Source organism: Cylindrospermopsis raciborskii Cr2010 (assembly GCF_003367075.2).
In the GTDB taxonomy this organism is placed as follows: Bacteria; Cyanobacteriota; Cyanobacteriia; order Cyanobacteriales; family Nostocaceae; genus Raphidiopsis; species Raphidiopsis raciborskii.
The window spans coordinates 3025150-3047011 of the sequence record NZ_CP065936.1 but is presented as its reverse complement, the minus strand read 5'-3'; the positions used below and the strand labels follow the sequence as shown (position 1 = coordinate 3047011).

The 21862-nt window shown below is 39.9% G+C and carries 21 protein-coding genes; 7 read left to right on the top strand and 14 right to left on the bottom strand.

All coding sequences use genetic code 11. The features are described from left to right. Window positions 1-12 precede the first annotated feature (12 nt). The 4 genes from C6N34_RS13965 to pheS form a co-directional block, all read right to left on the bottom strand. Window positions 13-1944, bottom strand: a complete 1932-nt coding sequence (locus C6N34_RS13965) for an ABC-F family ATP-binding cassette domain-containing protein (protein WP_115539187.1) — start codon at window positions 1942-1944, stop codon at window positions 13-15. Between the two features lie 71 nt (window positions 1945-2015). Then, on the bottom strand, window positions 2016-2435 hold the full coding sequence (locus C6N34_RS13960; protein ID WP_006277288.1) for a DUF1824 family protein: 420 nt from the start codon (window positions 2433-2435) through the stop codon (window positions 2016-2018). Window positions 2436-2539: 104 nt separating this feature from the next. Further along, window positions 2540-2947: a ChuX/HutX family heme-like substrate-binding protein gene (locus C6N34_RS13955; RefSeq protein WP_057178625.1), complete on the bottom strand. Its 408-nt coding sequence runs from the start codon at window positions 2945-2947 to the stop codon at window positions 2540-2542. Between the two features lie 42 nt (window positions 2948-2989). Continuing rightward, on the bottom strand, window positions 2990-3982 hold the full coding sequence (gene pheS / locus C6N34_RS13950; RefSeq protein ID WP_006277290.1) for a phenylalanine--tRNA ligase subunit alpha: 993 nt from the start codon (window positions 3980-3982) through the stop codon (window positions 2990-2992). 343 nt (window positions 3983-4325) lie between these two features. Between pheS and surE the strand changes: the two genes are divergently transcribed. Further along, the gene (gene surE, locus C6N34_RS13945; RefSeq protein ID WP_040009056.1) at window positions 4326-5126 is read left to right on the top strand and encodes a 5'/3'-nucleotidase SurE; all 801 of its coding nucleotides are present in this window, start codon (window positions 4326-4328) and stop codon (window positions 5124-5126) included. 6 nt (window positions 5127-5132) lie between these two features. After that, on the top strand, window positions 5133-5540 hold the full coding sequence (gene msrB / locus C6N34_RS13940) for a peptide-methionine (R)-S-oxide reductase MsrB (RefSeq protein WP_057178626.1): 408 nt from the start codon (window positions 5133-5135) through the stop codon (window positions 5538-5540). 55 nt (window positions 5541-5595) lie between these two features. Here msrB and C6N34_RS13935 read toward each other — a convergent pair whose 3' ends face one another. From C6N34_RS13935 to C6N34_RS13920, 4 genes are all read right to left on the bottom strand, one after another. Further along, window positions 5596-5931 (bottom strand): hypothetical protein, encoded by a 336-nt coding sequence (locus C6N34_RS13935; protein ID WP_006277293.1) that lies wholly within the window; start codon window positions 5929-5931, stop codon window positions 5596-5598. Between the two features lie 149 nt (window positions 5932-6080). Then, on the bottom strand, window positions 6081-6392 hold the full coding sequence (locus C6N34_RS13930; RefSeq protein WP_006277294.1) for a hypothetical protein: 312 nt from the start codon (window positions 6390-6392) through the stop codon (window positions 6081-6083). Between the two features lie 21 nt (window positions 6393-6413). Beyond that, entirely contained in the window at window positions 6414-6656 is a 243-nt protein-coding gene (locus C6N34_RS13925) for a hypothetical protein (RefSeq protein WP_006277295.1), read from the bottom strand. 38 nt (window positions 6657-6694) lie between these two features. Then, complete coding sequence (locus tag C6N34_RS13920; RefSeq protein WP_057178663.1) at window positions 6695-7153, bottom strand: hypothetical protein; 459 nt, start codon at window positions 7151-7153, stop codon at window positions 6695-6697. A gap of 536 nt (window positions 7154-7689) precedes the next feature. Between C6N34_RS13920 and C6N34_RS13915 the strand changes: the two genes are divergently transcribed. From C6N34_RS13915 to patX, 3 genes are all read left to right on the top strand, one after another. Then, on the top strand, window positions 7690-9120 hold the full coding sequence (locus C6N34_RS13915; protein WP_057178627.1) for a RecQ family ATP-dependent DNA helicase: 1431 nt from the start codon (window positions 7690-7692) through the stop codon (window positions 9118-9120). A 50-nt stretch (window positions 9121-9170) separates the two neighbouring features. Continuing rightward, window positions 9171-10961 carry an FAD-dependent oxidoreductase gene (locus tag C6N34_RS13910; RefSeq protein ID WP_115539188.1) on the top strand — a complete coding sequence of 597 codons (1791 nt, stop codon included), beginning with the start codon at window positions 9171-9173 and terminating at the stop codon, window positions 10959-10961. A 111-nt stretch (window positions 10962-11072) separates the two neighbouring features. After that, window positions 11073-11306 (top strand): heterocyst-inhibiting protein PatX, encoded by a 234-nt coding sequence (gene patX / locus C6N34_RS13905; protein ID WP_006277301.1) that lies wholly within the window; start codon window positions 11073-11075, stop codon window positions 11304-11306. 420 nt (window positions 11307-11726) lie between these two features. Here the strand turns inward: patX and C6N34_RS13900 are convergent, their stop codons facing one another. Then, window positions 11727-12770, bottom strand: a complete 1044-nt coding sequence (locus C6N34_RS13900) for a class I SAM-dependent methyltransferase (protein WP_115539189.1) — start codon at window positions 12768-12770, stop codon at window positions 11727-11729. Window positions 12771-12962: 192 nt separating this feature from the next. On the opposite strand from C6N34_RS13900, the gene C6N34_RS13895 reads away from it, so the two are divergent. Continuing rightward, the gene (locus C6N34_RS13895; protein WP_006277303.1) at window positions 12963-13163 is read left to right on the top strand and encodes a hypothetical protein; all 201 of its coding nucleotides are present in this window, start codon (window positions 12963-12965) and stop codon (window positions 13161-13163) included. A gap of 234 nt (window positions 13164-13397) precedes the next feature. On the opposite strand, the gene glnA is transcribed toward C6N34_RS13895, so the two are convergent. Continuing rightward, window positions 13398-14831, bottom strand: coding sequence for a type I glutamate--ammonia ligase (gene glnA / locus C6N34_RS13890; RefSeq protein WP_115539190.1), 1434 nt, complete (start codon window positions 14829-14831; stop codon window positions 13398-13400). Between the two features lie 359 nt (window positions 14832-15190). Here glnA and apcB point away from each other — a divergent pair, with 359 nt between their 5' ends. Next, on the top strand, window positions 15191-15700 hold the full coding sequence (gene apcB, locus C6N34_RS13885; protein ID WP_006277305.1) for an allophycocyanin subunit beta: 510 nt from the start codon (window positions 15191-15193) through the stop codon (window positions 15698-15700). A 45-nt stretch (window positions 15701-15745) separates the two neighbouring features. Here apcB and glmU read toward each other — a convergent pair whose 3' ends face one another. The 4 genes from glmU to C6N34_RS13865 all read right to left on the bottom strand — a co-directional run bounded on the left by glmU (window position 15746) and on the right by C6N34_RS13865 (window position 21731). Beyond that, a complete protein-coding gene (gene glmU, locus C6N34_RS13880; RefSeq protein ID WP_057178632.1) occupies window positions 15746-17119 on the bottom strand; it encodes a bifunctional UDP-N-acetylglucosamine diphosphorylase/glucosamine-1-phosphate N-acetyltransferase GlmU in 1374 nt (457 codons plus the stop codon). Between the two features lie 552 nt (window positions 17120-17671). Beyond that, complete coding sequence (locus C6N34_RS13875) at window positions 17672-18655, bottom strand: RNA polymerase sigma factor, RpoD/SigA family (RefSeq protein ID WP_057178633.1); 984 nt, start codon at window positions 18653-18655, stop codon at window positions 17672-17674. 449 nt (window positions 18656-19104) lie between these two features. Further along, complete coding sequence (locus tag C6N34_RS13870) at window positions 19105-20829, bottom strand: helicase HerA domain-containing protein (RefSeq protein ID WP_057178634.1); 1725 nt, start codon at window positions 20827-20829, stop codon at window positions 19105-19107. 107 nt (window positions 20830-20936) lie between these two features. Beyond that, window positions 20937-21731, bottom strand: coding sequence for a glutathione S-transferase (locus tag C6N34_RS13865; protein ID WP_006277311.1), 795 nt, complete (start codon window positions 21729-21731; stop codon window positions 20937-20939). Between the last annotated feature and the right edge of the window lie 131 nt (window positions 21732-21862).

Genomic DNA, 21862 nt, shown 5'->3' with positions numbered 1-21862 from the left:
TAAAATACCTACCTAAACATCCATTTCCGCCAACTCTAGCCATCGCTCAGTGGCAACATCTATAGCTTGTTTAAGCGCTTCCATTTGTTCATAGAGGTTTTGTACTTGGGTATAATTTTCTGATGTAACAGCAAGTAATGATGTTTCCACTAGAGTTCTTTGTGCTTCCAAATCGGCGATTTTAGCTTCCAATTGCTCAAATTCCCGTTTTTCCCAATTGGATAATCGGCGACGTTTTTTATTCTGTACTTCTTGATCACCAGGTTTTGGTTGAGTGAGGTTTTTGGATTTGCGATTATCCTTGCCATTAATTGTTTCTTGTTGGGTTAACTCCTCAGATTTTTTGTAATCTAAATAGACTGAATAATTGCCTGGGTATTGACGTAAGTTACCACCCTCTTCTAGAGCAAAGATAGTATCCACTGTTCGATCTAAAAAATATCGATCATGGGAAACTACGATGACAGATCCCACAAAGTCTTCCAGATATTCTTCTAAAACCGATAAGGTTTGCACATCTAAATCATTAGTTGGCTCATCTAAAATTAGCACATTGGGAGCACTAATTAATAATCTTAATAAAAATAAACGCCGTTTTTCTCCTCCAGAAAGTTTATGAATAGGCGCATATTGTTGGCTCCCAGGAAATAAAAATCTCTCTAACATTTGAGAAGCTGTAATTTTTGTCCCATCAGCAATCTTGATAAATTCTCCCTCTTCTTTGATATAATCAATTACCCGCTGATTATCATTAACTGCTGATATTAACTCTTCCGAATGTTGGTCAAAGTAAGCAATATGAATGGTACTTCCAACTTCCACCCTACCAGCATCTGGTGAAGTTCTTCCAGTTATCATGTTCATCAAGGTAGATTTACCAGTACCATTGCCACCAATAATGCCAATTCTATCTTCCGGACTAAATTCATAACTAAAGTTATTAATTAGGATTTTTCCGTCATAGGATTTGTAAATATTACTCAATTCAATCACTTTTTTGCCAATCCGCCGACCAATGGTAGAAATGTCAACTTTACCTTGAGCTTGTTTGAATTGAGTTTCTCTCATAGACTCCACGCGTTGAATTCGGGCTTTTTGCTTAGTACTTCTAGCTTTAGGTCCCCTTTTCAACCATTCCAGTTCCCTTCGTAATATCCCTTGATGTTTACGTTGACTGCTTACAGCAGATTCTTCTGCTAATGCTTTCTTTTCTAAATAATAGGAATAATTACCGGAGTATGTATAAATATCACCCCTATCAATTTCTATAATTCTATTAGTTACTTTATCCAAAAAATACCGATCATGAGTAATCAGCAGCAAAGCTCCTCGAAACCGGTTTAAATAACTTTGTAGCCATTCTACAGATAAAGCATCCAGATGGTTTGTTGGTTCATCCATGAGTAAAACATCTGGTTGAGCTAATAGTGCTGTGGCTAAAGCTATACGTTTTCTATAACCCCCTGATAAGGTCCCAACTTTCACCTCAAAGTCGCCAATCCCCAATTTTGTGAGAATAATTTTAGCGTTGGTTTCTAATTCCCAGGCCCCAGTAGCATCCATGCGCTGCATTACTTCTGACAACCTGGACATTAATAATGTATCTTCCGGATAATGGGCTAATTTATCTGAAAGTTCTTCATACTCCTTTACCAATTTTGTATGTTCACCACTATCCATAAATATCTGTTCTAAAACTGTCAAATTTTCATCCATATCTGGCTGTTGTGGTAGATAGATAATCTTTGCACCAGAATTAGTCAGAATTTGCCCCCCATCTACTGGCTCTATTCCCGCTATCATCTTTAATAATGTGGATTTACCAGAACCATTAGTACCAATCAAACCTACTTTGTCAGTCCCATCTATACTAAAGGTCGCTTCTTTTAATATCTCTTTAATACCAAAGTCTTTTTTAACTAATTGTAGTGTAATCAAACTCATATAGTTTGGCAGTTTTTAATTCGATTAAGTATAAGTATTTATAACTGTTCCCATTTCCCATTCCCCATTTCCTAAACCAAAAATAAATCAAGGGGTAAATGTCCATACATTTCATTCACACCACCTGGATAGTTGGACTGACAGGAAACTAAGACTCCACGATGATGTCCCACATAACTATCTAAGTAGCACAGTCCATTTTTACCATTTAATTTGATATACACTGGACCTTCTGGATGAGGTAAATCATCCGGTGCTTGATAACCAAAAGCGTGAGAATAGGTTTTCATAGCTAATATTCCCTGTTCAACATTATCAGCACAAATCCCTAAAATTTGATAGTCAGACCGTTTTGTCATCAGGATGATTGCTTCCCGAGTTAGGGCTTTCTCCAAGGGTTTGAGAACCGGTGCTATATCTAAGCAGTTAAACTTGTTCAGGATCTTTTTCGCTTCTGCTACGGTCAGGTTTGTAGGATTAGATATTGACATACGGCAATCTGGTTATAATTTGACTGTTTGAATTCAAAGCGTGAACAAGGAATAGCCATGTAAAATAGGTGTTAACATCGGCGGGATATTCCATGATTTCATGGCTATAAACTCGTAACCGGTAAAGGTTCCCAAACTTCACCATATTGTTCCCTTAATTGTAACCAGTTTTCTACCTGTCCCGGTTCATATTCCCCGGGTTTACCCCACTGCAAAAATAAACTCAGCGCCACTTCTTTCTTCTCATCTAAAAATCTGATGGCATAAGTGCTAAAATTACCCCTTTTTGCTTCCCCTGTCTCAAATTTTACCTCCACAATTTTATCCATATTCAAATGAAATTCAAACCCATCATTGTGCATATTGGCATATTTCCCCTTAGCTAATTCCGCATAGAATAACTTTTCTATTTTACCCCTTGCTTCTAAAACAGCAGCACTGCTAGTAACAATTAGTCGTAAAGTTCCTAAATTTTCACAAGCTGGCAAGAAGTCCTTTAATGTTGTGTTCATATTCCGTACTATTTGTATTTACCATTTACCATTCAATAACCATTAAAACTGGCGTAAGAACCTCAAATCACTGTTATATAAACGGCGGATATCATCAATTTGATGTAAAACCATGGCAAAACGCTCCACACCAAAACCCGCAGCAAAACCACTATAAATTTCTGGATCATAACCTACAGATTTCAATACATTAGGATCAACCATACCACACCCCATCACTTCTAACCATCTACCATTCCATTCCAAATCCACTTCCGCCGAAGGCTCTGTAAAAGGGAAATAACTAGCTCTAAATCTTATGGGTAGATCTCCAAACATTGATTGTAAAAATACTTTTACGGTTCCTTTTAAATCTGTAAAGGTTAAACCTTCATCTACTGCTAAAAGTTCAATCTGATGAAATACCGCTGAATGGGTAGCATCCACATCATCTCTACGATAAACCCTCCCCGGAGCAACAATTCTCACCGGTGGTTCCTCCTTCTCCATATGGCGAATCTGTACTGAGGAGGTATGAGTTCTCAATAAATTTCCATCCGGTAAATAAAAGGTATCCTGCATATCACGAGCTGGGTGATCTGGAGGAGTATTCAGAGCTTCAAAGTTATAGTAGTCCGTCTCCATTTCAGTCCCCTGAGCTACGGTGTAACCCATGCCCATGAATATATCTATAGCTTGGTCAATTATACCATTTAAAGGATGTATCTTTCCTTGAGGTCGATATGTGCCAGGCATAGTCACATCTAAAGTCTCTAACTCTAGTTGTCTCTCAATCTCTTGAGCTTCTAACTCCCTCCTTCTCAACTCCAGTCTTTCTTGGATGCTATCTTTAACCGTGTTGGCGATCGCACCGATTTTAGGACGTTCTTCGGCGCTCATATTTCCCATACTGCGTAAAAGCACTCCTAATTGTCCCTTTTTGCCCAAGTAATTAACTCGTAGCTCTTCCAGGCGTTCCCGAGTTTCAGTTTGGGCGATCGCCGTTTGTGCTTCCTCACGTAAAGCTAAAAGTTGATTTTCTAAAGTACTAGTCATTTACTTTTCTTAAAATGTTTGCTGCATCATTACAGAAGTTAGTCTGTTTTGATTAGATTAGACTAAACGCCCATTATTTTTTTGACTTTTGACAAGCAACCTCACTTTTTGTAAAACTGCTCCCTTATTTGAGTATAACTTGGTCTACAGCAAATGTCAAGCGCTTTGCGTAGAAAAAAAACGCTTTATGGAGTCCTAGATATTTTGTTAGTTCGGTTAGTTCGGTGATCAGTTGGAAATCCTGAAGCACTAGATTCAGGAACAAGAAAAGGTGAGAAAGAAACGGTACCGCTTTTAGACTCAAAATTTTGATAAAGTTGTGATAGTGAGTTTAATGCCTAAAATGAGATTACTAGTTAGTAACGATGATGGCGTTTCTGCTTTGGGCATTCGTACTTTGGCTAACACTTTAGCCAGGGCGGGTCACGATGTAACTGTAGTATGTCCAGATCGAGAGCGCTCAGCAACGGGACATGGACTGACCCTACATCATCCCATTCGAGCAGAAATTGTGGAAGGGGTATTTGATGCCAATATACGAGCTTGGGCTTGTGATGGCACTCCCTCGGACTGTGTCAAGTTAGCACTCTGGGCATTATTGGATTCTCCTCCCGATTTAGTACTCTCTGGAATTAATCAGGGTGCCAATTTAGGAACGGAAATCCTTTACTCAGGAACCGTTTCTGCGGCCATGGAAGGTATGATTGAAGGTATTCCCAGTATAGCGTTTAGCCTCACCAGTCACACTCACAAGGATTTCCAACCAGCTGCTCAATTTGCCCAACTACTAGTTGACCATTTAGCACCCTTACCGGATTTAATGCTACTCAACGTGAACATTCCTCCCCTTCCCTGGGAAGAAATTGCCGGTGTCACCTTAACCCGTCAAGGAGTGCGTCGCTATGTTGATGTTTTTGATAAACGGGTAGACCCCCGTGGCAAAACCTATTACTGGTTAACAGGGGAAGTGTTAGAAGAAGTAGATCCACCTGCGGGTTTAAACCTACCTAAAAACTTTCCCACGGATGTAGAGGTCATCCGTCAAAACCTTATTAGTATTACTCCTTTACAGTATAATCTTACTTATGCTCAAGGTCTAGATAAGTTATCCATTCTGGATTTAAAGTTAACCAAAGGGAATTAATTACTTATGTCTACAGAAGATACAAAATTTATCATTGACAAACCGGACGAGGAATGGAAATCCATTTTGACACCGGAGCAGTTTCAGGTGCTGCGAAAACATGGGACAGAACGTTCCCATACTAGTCCCCTAGACAAGAATTATGAACCAGGTACTTATGTCTGTGCTGGTTGTGGACAACCCCTATTTACTTCTGACACCAAGTATAATAGTGGCACTGGTTGGCCCAGCTTTTTTCAACCCATAGAAGGAGCTATTTCCACAACCGTAGACCGATCCCTATTCATGACCAGAACGGAAGTTCATTGTAGCAAATGTGGTGGACATTTGGGACACGTCTTCAATGATGGACCCCAACCCACAGGTCTAAGATACTGTATGAATGGTGTTTCTCTAAACTTTCAACCTGTTTAGAAAGTGGTGGAAGACCAGGTCTGAAAATCCATTCCTGTCTTCCATTATGGTGGATCTATGCCGATACTAGGTGTAGATCCAACCATAGTCGCGGTTGCGAGTGTTTTAGGTTAGATAATGGATCTCGTAGTAATCGTTTAGCATTCATGCAAACAACTTGAATTAGACCCATATTTTCTGCCACCTCTCTCAAAATTGCCCTTTGTGATTGTACCAAAGGCATAACATTCCCAGGACAATAGATAGCCACATATTGAAAACGTTTAGGAGGTCTTCCCCAAAAAGAAGTAACCACCTTCACATGACAGATTGCCAATATTTCCCCCAAATCGGGATAATAATGGTCAACAATTCTGGCAAATTCTTGAGCTAAGATATCTTCAGTAATCATTGGAGTGATATTTCTGATGGATATTTTTGCAGTGTTAATCAGCGTTAATCACCACTATTTATGAAAATAATCATAACATAGTTTTGTTATTTAAACCTGACAATTTATATATTATTTATATCTGACCTTACCCCAGATCCCCAAGTCCCTTAACGAGAATTCCTTTCAGCTACCAAAACATCAGCAATAATCGGTGGTAAAGATTTCAAATCAACATAGCCATCAGTGCCAGAAATAGGGGATTTAAAACTATAATTGGGGTTACAGGATCCAGAATCATAAACATGAATAAACCATCGATCTGGGAACCCCTCAACACCCAATTCTACGGTGTACCAATACTCACCCATTAAGCGGGAGTGAACAATAGTAAACCAATCTCGATATTCCTCTGCTAGGTTCCAGTCAGCTAATAGGAACTCCAGGGCTATCTTTCCAGCTTCCGTTGCAGTCAATAGCATAATAAATCCTGACTTACAATCCTATGAAAGATCGGGATATAAACCCAACTGTTTAGCCAATTCTCGTGCTATAAAAAACAAAAATTGCGCTCCATCTTGATTTCCCTCATGGGCAAACATGGTTGCAACTTGTAGCATTGTATGTATCAAACCAGAATCAATTAGTTCTGGTTGAGCTTCCAGCACTTCTGGTTCTTGACCATTAGGACATTTCAATAACTCATCAATCAAATTAAAATACTGATTTTGGCGTTCTTCTGACATAGTAATTTAGTTCATGGTGAATAAGTGACCGGAAGATATTATTGTTCTATACTTTGTTGCCAAAGTCTTTCCAACATTTCCACCTGCGCCCTGAAAACAGCACTACGATAAACCAGATATCTATCGTAAACAAGTATTGCCAAACCAATACCAATAGGTACAGCGACGAGTAACCACTGTAAAATAGTCATAATTTGGTATTTTTGGACTATTTGATATAATGAACCTAAAAAATTATGGACTGGCAATAATCTTTTATCGGTTATTCTATCACCTAGAGATGGGGGATAATTAATACTCTGAGTCTGAAGAAATGAAGGATCAGAACATTGATTAATTTGCTCCTGATTAATTTTGGTAAATTCTTCAGACAAATTCTGTGTTCTAACTAACTCTATATGCTTTCCCCAAATTAAATTAAAGATGATAATTCCTGGAGAAAGTACTACAAAAGTAACTAAACCAACTACTAGCAGATTCAGAATTTTTAATTTCATTTTCCGCTTCGCTAGGTAAAAGTTATTATTTAGCAAATCCATCAAATTACATCGAGGTTTGTAAAGGCAAAATTTAGAATCAAGATTTAAGAAGTCCCCCCTAGTTCACCAGACTTACGTCTAGTAAATTCGGGGGGTAGAGGGGAATCTCTGCGTAAATCCTATAAATGTTTATATCAGTCCCCATTTCAGCACTAAATTTAGCCCCAGTCATTGAAAATATTAAAATCATTAACATAGTACTCAAAGCTTGTAACCCTTACCCAGTCAAGAAAATAAAATTTTTTTGGTATGGGGGTACGAGAATTTATTTTGCAGGGTACGAGAATTTATTTATAGAAGGTTCGGTTTATATGTACTCAACCTCAACACCAATCAGCCAATAGTCTGGGGGAATTAACAGTCAGATTTTCATAATTGACTTTGTACTCAAATCCCATTAGATCATAACAAATCACCTCTTCCTCCGTAAAATGAGTGTGATATAATACTATATAGTTCTAAGATAATTACAGGAAAACAATAAGCACTTTTTTATGAAAATAACATCAGAAGAAATACGTAAAAACCTGAAACAGATTTGGGGTTATGAAAATTTTCGTCCTCCGCAAGAGGAAATAGTCAATAGTTTGCTCTCACAGAAAGATGCTTTAATTATTATGCCTACGGGGGCGGGAAAATCTATTTGTTTCCAACTTCCAGCCCTCTTAAACAATGGTTTAACTCTGGTAGTTTCACCATTAATCGCATTAATAGAAAATCAAGTTGAAGAGCTAAAACAAAGGAATCAAAAGGCAGATCTGCTGCACAGTGAATTACCTGCTAGTCAACGTTATAAGGTTTTAAAATCTATTACTAAACAAGAGTTGAGATTATTATACTTATCACCAGAAACTCTCCTCAGTTCTGCTGTGTGGGAAAAAATATCCCATCCCGACATAGGAATTACATCCTTAATATTAGATGAAGCACATTGTTTGGTGCAATGGGGAGAAACATTTAGACCTGTTTATCGTCGTTTAGCCGCCGTGCGTCCAGCTTTATTAAACACCAAACCACCGGGAACAAAAATTAGTGTGGCAGCTTTTACAGCTACCGCTGACCACAGTACACAAAACATTATTAGGGATGTTTTGCAATTACAACAACCTGATATTTATCGACTTAATCCCTATCGTCAAAATTTACAACCTACTGTCAAAACTGTCTGGACACCAAAAGCAAGAAAACAGCAATTATTAAAGTTCCTTCAACTCCATCCCCATCAAACAGGATTGATTTATGTTAGAACTCGCAAAGACAGTGAAGAATTGGCTCAATGGTTAATCAATCTTGGCTATGATACAGCTAGTTACCATGGGGGTTTAAGTGGGGAAGAAAGACGAGCCATAGAAAAAAGTTGGTTGCATGGAAAAAAATCATTTGTTGTGTGTACTTGTGCTTTTGGCATGGGGATAAATAAAGCTGATGTTAGGTGGATAATACATTTTCATGCTCCATATTTATTATCAGAATATGTTCAAGAAATTGGACGTGCAGGAAGAGATGGAATGGTCGCAGAAGTTTTAACTTTTATCAGTGAACCAACCGGTTTTTTTGATGGAGAAGATCAAAGAAGACAACAGTTTTTTCAGCAGCAAATATTACAACAATACAAAAAAGCTCAAGAATTAATTAAAAAATTACCACTACAGGGAGAAGTTAAGTCTGTAGTTAAAGAATTTCAACATGGCGCGACAGCACTCTCCCTACTCCATAGCAGTGGAAAACTACTCTGGAATGACCCTTTTCATTATCAAATTTTGGATAAGGATATTCATCAGAACAGAACACAGTTTAACGCTGCTCAACAAATGGTTGAATTTTTAAAAACTAAAAACTGTCGTTGGCAGTTTTTATTACAATCCTTTGGCTTTAACAAAGGTAGAGAAAATTGGCGTTGTGGACACTGTGATAACTGTAGATAATTGTGGAGTACAATGTTTCACTATACTAACTTTAATTAACTTTGAATTTAATGAGTTTAGACAAAATATATAAAACTGATGTTTTAGTGGTGGGTGGAGGAGCTGGGGGAACCACTGCTGCTATTCAAGCAGCTCGCAGGGGATGTGAAACCATTCTGGTGAGTGAGTTTTCTTGGTTGGGAGGGATGTTAACTAGTGCTGGTGTATGTGCACCCGATGGTAATGAATTAAATTCCTTCCAAACAGGAATGTGGGGAGATTTTATCCGGGAGTTACAAAAACGACAGTCAGGAGGACTAAATAACAGCTGGGTGAGCTTTTTTAGTTATCAACCCCAGGTGGGAGCGGAAATTTTCGCTGACTGGGTAAAAGAACTACCTAATCTACAATGGATTACTTACAGAACTCCCCTAGAAGTATTACGCCAGGGAGATCGGATTGTAGGTGTAAATTTTGCAGATTGTACTATTTATGCCCAAATAATTCTGGATGGCACGGAATTAGGTGACGTTTTAGCTTTGGGAGAAGTGCCTTATCGTTGGGGTTGGGAATTGCAATCTGAATGGGGAGAACCCAGCGCCCCCAGCAGTTTTAACTCCCTCACAGAAACATACCCCATACAAGCACCAACTTGGGTGGTAATAATGGAGGATTTTGGGGAGGTTCTCGCTCCAGAAATTCCTCCCGCACCCAATTATGACCCAGCTTTGTTTGTAGGAGCTTGGGAAAACTATGGAAAAGAAAAATTTTTAAACTATGGACGTTTGCCACAAAATTGGTTTATGATTAACTGGCCGATTTGTGGTAATGACTACGGTCAAGGAACTAGTCGGTTGTTAGAGTCAAAAGCAAGGAATGAGTTCTATCAAGAGTGTTTCTGGCACAGTCAAAACTTCGCCCGTTACATTCAAACCAGTTTCGGTAGGCGTTATGGTCTGGCCCAAGGAGCTTTTCCTAGTGTATCTCCAGCTTTTGCTCTTCACCCCTATTTTCGTGAAGGTCGTCGCTTACAAGGGGTTACTACCATCTGTGAACAGGATCTTTTGCCCCTCTCCAACGGTTCCGTAGCACCTCTTATGAAGGATACGGTTGCTATTGGTAACTATGCCAATGATCATCACTATCCGGGCATAAAGTTTCCCCTACAACCTAAGTCTCTTCTCTGGGGAGGACGTTGGACCGGTACTCCTTTCACCATTCCATATTCCTCCTTAATCCCTAAATCCATAGATGGTTTACTGGTATGTGAGAAAAATATTTCCGTGTCTCACATTGCTAACGGTGCAACTAGACTTCAACCTGTAGTTATGGGTATAGGACAAGCTGCTGGTATGGCAGCAGCACTCTGTTGTGAGCTGAATTGTCAACCAAGAGATTTACCAGTGAAGACGCTACAAATGGCTTTATTAACTGATAAGCACTCACCTATAGCAGTTATTCCCCTATTCAATTTACCCATAAATCATCCGGACTGGTTGAAGTGGCAAATTGACATTTTAAATCATCCGGAAACCTATCCCCCAAGTGGTAACATTTTAACCTCTGGGGGGGGATATCCATTGGTTGAATTTCCATCATTTTCAGGTTTATCAATTGATGAACATAATCAGTTAAACCATGATTGTTGGATAGGAATTTTTAATCGAATCGGTAAACAAGATTACGAGTTTACTATCACAAATTGCCCGGAATTGTCTTTTCTAACTTGGAAAATTGTTACTTTGGAGTCATCTGTTAACCAACAGTTGCAAGTTCTCAATCGCAATTGCAAGATTTGCATCAGAGGATGTTTAAATTCTTCTGGTAGCTGGATTCTTGCAAAACATATTGAGATAATATGATTGAGTGTGGTTCAATTTAGATTAAGTCAATCGATTTCTTCAAAATTGTCCGGATTCATGGGTGATAGGTAAGTATAAGTTAACCAGAGAGTTCTAAAATAGACATCTACTATGCGTGCTGCCATTTCAATTTTAGTATCAAGTATGATACTCGGTTCCTTAGCTTTTCATCACGAAACTGTGTTCACCAATCCTTCGCGGTTGTCAACCTCTAATTCCGGAAGGGGTTTACTGCTTGCAGACAGTTCTAAACCCAGTCCTAATCAACCCGAGGAACCAGCACCCCACCGTGGTAGTGGACGCAAAGAGTCAATAGAGTTTTTGGGATTTATTTCTTTAGCTTAAACACATTTAGCCTAAGAGCTACTTGTTGAACCATTTGCCCTTCCTCAAGGGTCTTTGCTTGCAGCTAAAAGCCAAAAAATTAATGGGTGTTTAATTTTTTGTACTCTTTCCATAACAGAAACATTCACAGTTAATGCACTACATTTTCTGTTCTTAGGTTCACAATTGATTTGTATTGACAGAAATACAACTAGTTAATGGCTTGACGTTCACCCAATAACCTCTGTAACTACTAAAAGCATCAAGGTTGTTGAGATTGACGTAAGTTGATAACAGAACTCCAGCAACAAACCAAATATTTTCTGACCATATTTTCGGGTTTGACTTCTCCCTGGGTTAAACACCGAATGCTAGGAGAGACGGGTTTATCTGTCTCTCCTGGCGTGTTTTTGGCTGTCCCAACTCTATTTATCAAACAGGTCAAACAGGTTTACAAGCAATTATATACTTACTCAAGAAATGTACTTGGGTTTCTACGTGTTCAAAACCTGCTTTCTCTAATCTTGCTACTAAATCATCAAGACTATAATTGATATAATAAGGTTCATGAAATGTGCGAGGGAAGTTGTTAATTATATCAACTAGGTCAGGAGAATCACTTGTTTGAATGGAATCACAAATAATGAAAACTCCTCCTGGTTTAATAACTCGGAAACATTGTTCAATTACTGTTTGTCGCACTGCTGCTGGTAATTCATGAAACAGAAAAACACTAGTTACCCCATGGAAATAATTATCCAAATAGGGTAGTTCTTCCGCATTGGCTTGGATGAGCTGGGGTAATTCAGTATAATTTTCAGCTAGAAGTTGATTGGCTTTGCGCAGGTAATTGGGGGATAGATCAACGCCAAATAGAGATGCTTCAGGTATTGCTCCTCTCAGTAATTTTATGGTTCTGCCAGTGCCACAACCTACATCTAAAATACGGATATGATTGGAGAATTTTTTCACTTGATGCTTGAGAGGTGATAAAATACGACGTCTCATGGCGTCCCCAGTCCCGCTAAATAGGATTTCTACCTGCAGGTCATACAAGTTGGCAGAAAGGTCGCTTAAATAGCCATCTGTTTGATGATGAAAGTTTTGCAAATAGTAGCTGGGATAGATATTTTCTTCCTGTGGTTGGGAAAAATCTTGATATTGCTGACGGTTTGCTCTTTCCCATACTTGGAGCATATCTACACACATCACAGGATAGTATAAACAGAAGTCTAACCAGGAATTGTCAAATAGTAAATCATAAGGATATACACCTTGTTGGGCATCTTGCCAATCTGATTCTAATAACCTATTGAGTCTGTCTTGTAGGTTTGCGATCGCCTGTTGAGAAATTGGTTGAGACTTGTTCAAGTTAGGGTAAAGATGGTTTTTAACTCGCGTACCCAAGAATTTATGAGCCAGACTAAAGTAAGTTTTTCCTTGTTGGCAAGTTTGATAGCTGAGTTTTATCAAGTCGTTGAACATAAAAGTATTTTACTAAATATACCAGGATCAAGATTGCTTGGCGTTTTTTCCTTACTTATTGTAAACCCATAACTTGATTGTAAATTTTTGTAACAATTTAGGATTTGGTAGTTTAAGTTACGGAATTCCCTGTTACTATGAAGAAGTGGGAACAGAAAACCCATCCACATCAAAAAAGAAGAGGAAAAAAATATGTCTATCCAAGAAAAGTCCCGTGCTTTAATGGTACGTCAACACCAACAAGTTAAAAACCGTCAGCAATCAATGTTAATGCGGTCTGCCCAAGAGTTGGGATTACCCGAAGAAACTTGCCACTATTGGAGTCCAATTCAAGGGAAAGTAGATCCTACCACTCAAAGTCTTTATAGCCGTAGTGGTGCGACCATGAGCTAAAGATTCCTCATTACCTGGGCGTGCGTTAAGAATTGTCTTGATGAAGGGCGCAGGGTGTGTTTTTAGTGTGTCGTTTCTACACGGTATAAAGGACGTTTCCGCATGCCTGAAAATATTAAGGAGTACAACCGTTTACGGTTGTACTCCTGTTGTTGTCTGGAGTTAGCTTTGTAGGAGCGAAAGCTATACTGGTGGAGTTGACTGTGGAGAAAGATTCCTAAGAGAAGATTGGCATTAACAATCGTAATAAAGGAAAAATTCGTAGGGGTGAGGACGTAACTGCAACTGCTTGACCTCATTCACCAGCTTATAGTCAATCCAATTTTGGATGAAATCTTCTGAGAACACACCTGTTTCGGTTAAGAAAGCATGATCATTTTCCAGTGCTTCCAGAGCTAGTTCCAGAGAACCTGGAGTAGAAGGAATCTTAGCCAGTTCTTCTGGAGAAAGTTCATAGATGTTCTTATCCAAAGGTTCGCCAGGATGAATTTTATTCTTAATTCCATCAATACCAGCACAAAGCATAGCAGCAAAAGCTAAGTAGGGATTAGAAGTAGCATCAGGGCAGCGGAATTCTAAACGTTTAGCTTTAGGATTGTCTCCACTTAAAGGAATACGTACGGAAGCAGAACGGTTACCTTGGGAATAGGCTAAGTTCACAGGTGCTTCGTAACCAGGAACAAGACGTTTGTAAGAGTTAGTGGTTGGGTTTGTAATCGCTAGTAGAGCAGGAGCATGTTTAAGAATGCCACCGATATAGTAAAGACCCATATCACTCATACCGGCATATTTATCACCAGCAAATAAGGGCTTGCCGTCCTTCCAAATAGACTGGTGACAGTGCATACCGGAACCATTATCACCAAAAATGGGTTTAGGCATAAAGGTAACAGTCTTACCGTACTTCCTAGCCACATTTTTGATTACATATTTATAGGTCATTAACCAGTCAGCAGCTTCTATTAACTTGCCGAAGCGGAATCCAAGTTCGCACTGACCACCTGTAGCCACCTCATGGTGTTGTTTTTCAATCGGGACACCACATTTAGCCATAGTCAACAACATTTCCGTGCGCATGTCGTGGAAGGTATCAGTGGGGGGCACGGGGAAGTAACCTTCCTTAAAGCGGGTTTTGTAACCTAGGTTAGGACCATCAGCTTCCCCATTTTTACCCTTTCTACCAGTATTCCAACGACCTTCCACAGAGTCTACATGATAGTAACCTTCATTAGCGGTTTGGTCATAACGCACATCATCAAAGATAAAGAATTCTGCTTCTGGACCAAAAAAGGCCGTATCACCTATTCCCGTAGTTCCCAAATAATCTATAGCCTTTTGAGCAATCACCCGGGGACAGCGGTTATACCACTCATCTGTGCGGGGTTCTTTAATACTGCAAATAATGCTGAGAGTTGGTTCCTGCATGAAAGGGTCAATCCAAGCTGTGCTAGCATCCAGCACCATGGTCATATCTGACTCTTCAATCCCTTTCCACCCTCTAATACTAGAACCATCGAAAGGTACACCACTGGTGAAAGAACTTTCGTCAATTTGATTGTGGTAAACCGTTAGATGTTGCCAGGTTCCGGGTGTGTCTATGAACTTGAGATCAATCATTTGAATGTTTTGATCTCGGATCATCTTTAACACTTCTTGTGGGGTTGTCATTGTTACTCCTTCTGTAGCCAGTCTTTTAATTTACACTAATCCTTACCTAAGCACTTTAACTGCTGGGGGTTAATTTAGCTCATAATACACCATCTGAAATATCCTAAAGACTAGAGTCCTACCAAGGTTGTATTGTTTGTTACGATTGTTCAAGTTTCTGGGTTATGTTAAGTTTTTTAACACCATTTTTACAAGATAAGAAACTTTATATGACCAGGGTCAACTTTAACATAGAATTCTTATTTAATGGATTATTTGATATTCCCCAGTTCTAAAGGAATGACAAATATCAGATGAGTGGAACCAACTTTAATATCTAATCATAGATAGTAACTATTAACTATTGGGAGAAACACAGAATGCGCGATGCAGTTACAACTTTAATCAACAGTTATGACCTAGCTGGTAAGTATCTTGACAGGAATGCACTGGATAGTCTCAGGTCCTACTTTGACAGTGGCACATCCAGAGTCCAAGCTGCTACTGCTATTAATGCTAATGCTGCTGCTATTGTCAAACAAGCTGGGTCTAAACTATTTGAGGAACTACCAGAGTTAATTCGTCCGGGTGGCAATGCTTACACAACTCGTCGCTATGCTGCTTGCTTACGTGATATGGACTATTATCTTCGTTATGCTACTTATGCCCTGATTGCAGCCAATATGAACGTGTTAGATGAACGGGTGTTACAAGGTCTTAGAGAAACCTACAACTCCTTAGATGTACCCATAGGTTCTACTGTGCGTGGCATTCAAATTATGAAAGACTTAGCGAGAGAACAAGCTATAGCTGCTGGTGTGGCCAACGCTGCTTTTGTAGATGAACCTTTTGACTACATCACCCGTGAGTTGAGCGAGCAAAACATCTAATCAAGTTTAATTAGGATCTGGGAAGAGCTGGAGCTAGGTTAGGTCTTACTCCGCTAATTCCCTTTTGATTTTCCACCCCGGTTTCACCACCTGACGACTTCTAGCTATCACCAAAGCATCATTTTCCACATCTTCTGTAACCGTTGACCCTGCGGCAATATATACATCATTACCTATGCTAATTGGTGCTACTAAAACACTATTGGATCCAGTTTTAGTGCGATCGCCTATTCTAGTTCTGTGTTTTTTCACCCCATCATAATTAGCAGTAATTGTCCCCGCGCCAATATTCACCTGTGTGCCCGTACTTGTATCACCCAAATAAGAAAGATGGGCCACATTCGAGCGATCGCCTAGTTGGGTATTTTTCAATTCTACAAAATTACCAATACGACAATTTTCGCCAGCTTCCACATGACCACGTAAGTGAGCGAAGGGTCCTATTTTTGTTCCTTGTTCCACCAAACTATCTGTGATTACGGAATATAGAACCGTAACATTTTCTCCTATTTGACTATTCTCAATTAAACTTCCAGGTCCAATGCGACTACCAGAGCGAATTAAAGTTTTTCCTCGCAGATGGGTTTGAGGTTCAATAATCACATCTGGTTCCATTTCCACAGTTTCATCAATAGTAACACTACTTGGGTCTGTGATGCTCACCCCTGCTAGGAGCCATTTTTCCTTGATGTGTTGTTGCAAAAGCTGATAAGCATCAGCCAATTGTCGTCGGTCATTAATTCCCCAAATTTCCCGTTCATCACTCACATCCACGGCCATCACCTTACCGACTTGAACCACCGCATCAGTGAGATAATATTCCTTTTGCACATTATTATTATCCAAATGGGGTAGTATGGTTGCCAGATTTTGCCAATTAAAGCAATAAATACCGGCATTAACACGATTATTTTTTCTTTGTATATGTGTACAATCTTTATGTTCAACCATTTGGTGAACTATTTGATTATCATCGCAAAAAACCCTGCCATAACCATCCGGTTGAGCCAGATTAGCAGTGAGGATAGTACAAGCATTGTCATTTTCCTGATGGGTTTGTAGTAACTGCTGTAAGGTTTCCGTTTTGAGTAGAGGAACATCACCATTTAAAATAAGCAGATTACCATCATAATCAGATAAATAGGGAAGCAGTTGTTGAATAGCATGACCAGTACCCAGTTGCACAGACTGCTCCACAAACTCCAAATTAGAATGTTTACCCGAATTTTTACTTAAAGCATCCCTAACCATCTGGGATTCATATCCAACAATCACAAACTTTCTAGTAGGTGCTAGAGGTTGAACACTATCAATAACCCTTTCCACCAAAGACTTGCCACCAAGAGGATGTAAAACCTTAGGGAGGCGGGATTTCATTCTTGTACCTTTACCAGCTGCGAGAATTGCTACTGCTACCATAACTAATTTCAGTAAATTTATTTAATATACTAAAGCCCCGGGGGCCACTCACCAACTTCCGACGATTATATAGCAAAGTTGGCAAGAAGGTAGATTATTAACTGCGCAGAGGAGGAAAATGAGATCGCCAGTAATTAACTATAACCTGCCAAATATCCATCACTTCCGAATCCGTCAAAGATGATTCCCGGGGAACCGATAATTCAATCCACAAACAACGTCGGTCTTGTAATACTCGTTTACCGATTACCCAATCTAGTAATTTGGTGGGTTCCGCTCAGAATGATGATACTGGATTAGCGATCGCATCTACCAATGCCACCCAAACAGAGGGTAATTCTGGCACAAAAGCTTTTACCTTTGGTAATGATTGCCACCAATGGTAGCCTTAGTTTTTACGGTGGGAACACTCTCCTAACAGTCAAGGTCCCGATTATTGGCGACAGTACTGATGAATCGAATGAGACCCTGTTCTTAAACCTCAGTAATGCAGGCGATCGCAGCTGATGGTAAAACCATAGCATAGAACAAGCGATCACCCTCAGCCCCTAACTAATTAGTAACATATTCTTTTACATTACTTCTACGACGGCGTAAATGTGTTAAAGCTTGATGTTCAAGTTGACGAACGCGCTCACGACTAATATTCAACCGATCCCCAACCTTCGCTAAAGACATTTCGTTCCCATCTTCTAACCCAAACCTCAAAATCACAACTTCTCTCTGCTGAGGAGTCAGTTCTGCTAATAGGTTATTGAGGTCATGACGCAAAAACTCCTGGGTGGTGTAATGCTCAGGTGACAGGCCATGATCTTCCAACATTTCTTGCAGTTCTGTATCCTGATTGTCACCCACTCGCACGTCCAGGGAAATCGGTTGACGAGCTATATTCAAATACTCTCGAATTTGAGCAGGTTCCAACTCCAATTCCTTGGCAATCTCCGTCGGTGAAGGAGACCTCCCTAACTTTTGCGCCAACTCCCTTTGCACTTTTTTGATTTTGTTCAACTTTTCGGTAATATGGATGGGGAGACGAATAGTTCTTCCCTGTTGAGCAATTGCTCTGGTAATTGCTTGACGGATCCACCAGTAAGCATAGGTAGAAAACTTATAACCCATGGTAGGGTCAAACTTCTCTACTCCCCGTTCTAATCCCAGAGTTCCTTCTTGAATCAAATCCAGAAATTCCATATTCCGCTTTTGGTACTTCTTGGCAATTGCTACGACTAATCTTAGGTTAGCTTCAATCATCTTTTGCTTAGCTCGCTTACCCGTAGATATTTTATGTTTCAGGTCGTTCTCCGACTGGTTAACATAAATTGCCCATTCTGATAAACTTGGTTCATACCCCAGTTCTTTAGTTAGTGCTTCCTTAGCTTCCAGTAAGAGCATCATTTGCTGCACTTGCTTACCGTAGATTATTTCCTGTTCCCGGTTCAACAGGGGTACGCGACCAATTTCTCGCAGATAGGTTCGCACCATATCCGCTGTCAATTTGGTTTTTCCGTTATCACTTTCTTTTTTAACAGTAGACATTAGTACTTTACCCCTTACTCTATATACACCTATACAAAATCACTCTTTCTTTAGACTATTTCCCCGCTTATCTCCTGATTGCTATGATAAGGAGGTATATTTTCAGTCGAGCTACATTTCCAAAGCTAGATTTCAAAGCTGATTAAAACTATCACAGTCGTTTATATCAAGATCATTTACTACAGTCGTTAATTTAGTGTACTTGTAATCACGACGCTGTCACCACGATCCTTGTTCCTAAAAACCCAGGAATATGTTACGACAATCCCATCACTGCTATATTATTAACTCTGGGGACTTGCTAATCCACCAGCTATACATTCGTCCATTATGACTTGAGGAGTGGTTTTTGGTGTTACCACAGCTTACCTGATAACCGAACCAATCCTAGTTTTTCCGTGGTAGATATTACGAAATTGGCAAAGCAAAAGTCTCGTTCTGGTTCACCACTAAAAACCCAAATCTGCTTTAGCCAGCTTGGCAGCAGCAAAAACCTCTACATCCGACATCTCTTGCCAATCTACATCGCCAATCTCTTTATAAAACACTCCATCGTATGCCCGAGTACGTATTACTACAGGCATCGGCACAGCATGACCTAGGATTAGGGCTTGCTGCTTAGAGTCCAGCTTCGCTAATACTGAACGTAGGACACTACCACCCGACACCCCGGTAAAAATCGCCTCAATATCCTTTTCGTCGTTTAGCAAAGCTGTAATCCGGGTGCCAATCTGGGACATGATTTCATTATCTATTCCCGATGGGCGCTGATCAACCACCAAAAGGGTGACAAAATACTTCCTCAACTCCCTAGCGATGGTGCCAAATATGGTACTTTGAACTACTGCGGAATCAAGAAACCTATGGGCTTCTTCTATTGTAATCATTAGTGGTGTTGGCTTATCCAGCGGATTCTTGGTGTGCAAAAATTTGTCCGCTTTGGTAACATAGTGATCATGTATACGTCTGGTAATCATGTTGGTTACCAGCATATATGATAGCATGTTTGACTGTGTTCCAAATTCTATCACCACATTTTTCCCAGCTTCCAAAGATTGCACTATTTTCTTAATATAGTTATCTTTACGTGCGTTTCGTATATATTTCAGGTTCTCAAGTCGCATTAGTTTGCGCTGCAAAGCTGCAATTGACCCCACATGACCAGGATTTTCATCGCAAAACAATTTGATGTCATCCCCTGTCATTCCCAGCAATTCGGGAATCCAACGGTCACCTAACTGTTTATATAGAATGCTAGCACTATCCATTGAAGCATCACTAACTCCTAACTCATTGGCACAAAGTTTCAGATCTTCTACTTCTATTTGCTCGTAATTGAGATATAGCTCCTGTGCGTCCCTAACACCTCTTCGCTTAGTCGCTTCCGGATCTAAGGTGTAAACTTCTACCTTGTCAGGAAATAGTTGTTTGAGACCTTTGACCGTGCTTACTTCTTTACCCTCTGCTACCGCTTCCCAACCATATTCGGAGTGCATATCAAAAATTAGGTTAACAGCAGCATTTTTACGGATAACACCAGCTAAAAGTAACCGGGTGAGAAAGGATTTACCAGTTCCAGATTTACCAAAAACCCCATTACTCCTTTCTACAAACCGATTTAAGTCAATACAAACTGGCACATCCATATCCAAGGGTTTACCAATAGAGAAGTTTTTGCGCTGCTGATCGTCTTCCCATCCAAAAACTTTGCGAAAATCATATTCCTCAGCTTCGTAAACCTGACTAAAGTGAGTAGGTATGGTTTTTACCGGTAGCAGTTCCATTGTGGTTGCGGTTTGAGGCTGAAAAGATGCCAAACCATTCCCAGAAAATGCTGAACTCTGGGCAGATTTACCGTTAAAAGTATGCTCCGTATCTTCTGGTGTAAACATGAGCATTGGTGCCAAGGTGACGATACCATAGGTACTGCTACCAGCCAAAACCTCCCTTAAAAAAGTATCTTCCCAATTGGGAGGACTGGCTATAATCCGTTCATTTGCCGTTCCTAGGGCAACATCGGTCACCATGCAAAAGAAACGAGAACGGACACCTTGGATGACCAGAAATTTACCAACACGCATATCTTCTACGGAGACATCAGAGTGTAATCTGATCTCTAACCCCTTGGTTAAAGAACCTCTAATAACCGAACCTAATGGATTTCCAGAACTCATTTTAAACTCATTTCAGTTGATCTAAAAAAATAGCTGGTTAGTGCCAGAACGCCTATCCGGTACTCACGCCACCAAATCTAGCGTTCTGGCTTAGGTCACAGTCCTATTTAATCAATTTCTATGGAACTTGGACCGCTGGTGGTAGCAGGAGTTTGACCCGTTAAAGGTTTCCTGAATTGTGAATAAATGCGATCGCGCCAAGAGAAGAATCGCTCATAATCAAGATTATCTGCTAAAATAGGTAGACCCTTGCCTCTAAGAGATTCTGGTAAGTCTAAATAGGGACCCGTGGGGAACTTCAATAATATTGATAATCCCGCTACAGCTAGATCTGCTATACAGGGTTCATCCCCCAGTAGGTAGGGACTATCCGATAATAGTTCCATGAGGATTTCTAGATCTTGCTTCAAATTGGCGATCGCCGATTTAATTGCATCTGGAGTGAAACCAACTCCCACACCTAAGACACTCAAAATATCACCAGGAACACCCACCACTACAGATTTGAGAAAATCTGGAGTTGATAGAGGTAAAAGTGATTTACGAAAAGACTGGTCTTGACTAACAGCAGCGAAAAAGGCTTTACGTCCTAGAACACCAAGGGTTTCATCAGCCCAATCTTCTAATAATAGTGCCTGGGCGCGTTTTTTTTGCTCCTTGGGTATTAAAGGGCGATCGGGATATTCCAGATCCAGGTACTTAGCGATTTCACTAGAATCCACAATATAGTTATTACCATCTTTCAACACAGGAACCTGTTTTTGTCCAGTTAAGCGGAAAAGCTCCCACTGACCTATGCCCGGTGTAACTTCAATTTTGCGGTATTGCAAGCCTTTATAATCAAGGCATAGACGCACTTTCTCTGAATAGTGAGATAATTCCCATTGATATAATTCCAGCATATTTTCTTAACTGATAAACTTCTTGATTTGTATATATCCTCCATTATATACTCCTATCGTTAACACCTGGGATAGAAATAAATATTTTTCTTCCCATGGTCTCATAAGATATGACACGGTCAACTAATTAA

Coding starts and splice junctions, on each gene's coding strand:
- C6N34_RS13965 (WP_115539187.1), bottom strand. CDS start 1,944: ATGAGTTTGATTACACTACAATTAGTTAAAAAAGACTTTGGTATTAAA.
- C6N34_RS13960 (WP_006277288.1), bottom strand. CDS start 2,435: ATGTCAATATCTAATCCTACAAACCTGACCGTAGCAGAAGCGAAAAAG.
- C6N34_RS13955 (WP_057178625.1), bottom strand. CDS start 2,947: ATGAACACAACATTAAAGGACTTCTTGCCAGCTTGTGAAAATTTAGGA.
- pheS (WP_006277290.1), bottom strand. CDS start 3,982: ATGACTAGTACTTTAGAAAATCAACTTTTAGCTTTACGTGAGGAAGCA.
- surE (WP_040009056.1), top strand. CDS start 4,326: ATGAGATTACTAGTTAGTAACGATGATGGCGTTTCTGCTTTGGGCATT.
- msrB (WP_057178626.1), top strand. CDS start 5,133: ATGTCTACAGAAGATACAAAATTTATCATTGACAAACCGGACGAGGAA.
- C6N34_RS13935 (WP_006277293.1), bottom strand. CDS start 5,931: ATGATTACTGAAGATATCTTAGCTCAAGAATTTGCCAGAATTGTTGAC.
- C6N34_RS13930 (WP_006277294.1), bottom strand. CDS start 6,392: ATGCTATTGACTGCAACGGAAGCTGGAAAGATAGCCCTGGAGTTCCTA.
- C6N34_RS13925 (WP_006277295.1), bottom strand. CDS start 6,656: ATGTCAGAAGAACGCCAAAATCAGTATTTTAATTTGATTGATGAGTTA.
- C6N34_RS13920 (WP_057178663.1), bottom strand. CDS start 7,153: ATGAAATTAAAAATTCTGAATCTGCTAGTAGTTGGTTTAGTTACTTTT.
- C6N34_RS13915 (WP_057178627.1), top strand. CDS start 7,690: ATGAAAATAACATCAGAAGAAATACGTAAAAACCTGAAACAGATTTGG.
- C6N34_RS13910 (WP_115539188.1), top strand. CDS start 9,171: ATGAGTTTAGACAAAATATATAAAACTGATGTTTTAGTGGTGGGTGGA.
- patX (WP_006277301.1), top strand. CDS start 11,073: ATGCGTGCTGCCATTTCAATTTTAGTATCAAGTATGATACTCGGTTCC.
- C6N34_RS13900 (WP_115539189.1), bottom strand. CDS start 12,770: ATGTTCAACGACTTGATAAAACTCAGCTATCAAACTTGCCAACAAGGA.
- C6N34_RS13895 (WP_006277303.1), top strand. CDS start 12,963: ATGTCTATCCAAGAAAAGTCCCGTGCTTTAATGGTACGTCAACACCAA.
- glnA (WP_115539190.1), bottom strand. CDS start 14,831: ATGACAACCCCACAAGAAGTGTTAAAGATGATCCGAGATCAAAACATT.
- apcB (WP_006277305.1), top strand. CDS start 15,191: ATGCGCGATGCAGTTACAACTTTAATCAACAGTTATGACCTAGCTGGT.
- glmU (WP_057178632.1), bottom strand. CDS start 17,119: ATGGTAGCAGTAGCAATTCTCGCAGCTGGTAAAGGTACAAGAATGAAA.
- C6N34_RS13875 (WP_057178633.1), bottom strand. CDS start 18,655: ATGTCTACTGTTAAAAAAGAAAGTGATAACGGAAAAACCAAATTGACA.
- C6N34_RS13870 (WP_057178634.1), bottom strand. CDS start 20,829: ATGAGTTCTGGAAATCCATTAGGTTCGGTTATTAGAGGTTCTTTAACC.
- C6N34_RS13865 (WP_006277311.1), bottom strand. CDS start 21,731: ATGCTGGAATTATATCAATGGGAATTATCTCACTATTCAGAGAAAGTG.